1 protein-coding gene is annotated in these 921 nt (G+C 78.5%); it reads right to left on the bottom strand.

All coding sequences use genetic code 11. The features are described 5' to 3' along the window. The coding region (locus AE652_RS42155; protein ID WP_049661468.1) for an acyltransferase domain-containing protein at positions 1-921 on the bottom strand (921 nt) is incomplete at both ends.

The following is a 921-nucleotide window of genomic DNA, read 5'->3' as shown; positions in this document are numbered from 1 at the left end:
CCCCCGGCGGGCAGCACGGCCAGCCAGGTGCCCATCGGGCGGTCGGCCCGCGGCTCCGGGAGCCGCTGCCAGCCCGCCCGGTAGCGCCAGGAGTCGAGCCGGGAGCCGTCCCGCTTGCGGTGGCGCCAGGAGGACAGCGCGGGCAGCACCTCGCCCAGCGAGCGCTGCTCCTCCTCGGCCAGCCGGAGGCTCGCGCCGAGCGCGGCCAGGTCCTGCTGCTCGACGGCCGCCCAGAAGGCGGTGTCCACCGGGTCGGCCGCCGGCGCGGGGCCGTCCAGCCAGAACCGCTCGCGCTGGAAGGCGTAGGTGGGCAGCTCCACACGGCGGGAAGCGGCGGCTCCGGCCGCGGCGAAGAAGGCCGGCCAGTCCACCTCCGCGCCGAGCGTGTGCAGCGCGCCGACCGCCCGGACCAGGGCCGCGGCCTCCGGCCGGTCCCGGCGCAGCGCGGGCAGCAGGGCGAAGCCGCCCTCGGGCGCCGCCACGGCCAGGCAGTCCTGGCCCATCGTGGTCAGCACGCCGTCCGGGCCCAGCTCCAGGTACCGGCTCACCCCGTCGGCGGCCAGCCGCCGGAACACGTCGTCGAAGCGGACGGCGGCACGGATCTGGCCGACCCAGTACTCCGCCGTGCACAGCTCCTCGGCGGTCACCGGGCGGCCGGTGCCGGAGACCACCGGGATCCGCGGCTCGTGGTACGTCAGCGCCGCCGCGACCTCGCGGAACTCCGCCAGCATCGGGTCCATCAGCGGGGAGTGGAAGGCGTGGCTGACCCGCAGCCGCCGGGTGCGGTGCCCGGCGTCGGCGAGCTGCCCGGCGATCCGCAGGACGGCCTCCTCCGGGCCCGCCAGCACGGTGGCGCGCGGGCCGTTGACGGCGGCCACGGCCACCTCGCCGCCGAGCAGCGGCAGCACCTCGGCCTCGGCG

This window comes from Kitasatospora sp. MY 5-36 (assembly GCF_001182915.1).
In the GTDB taxonomy this organism is placed as follows: domain Bacteria; phylum Actinomycetota; class Actinomycetes; order Streptomycetales; family Streptomycetaceae; genus Kitasatospora.
The sequence above is the reverse complement of the archived record's forward strand: the minus strand, read 5'-3'. Positions and strand labels throughout refer to the sequence as shown.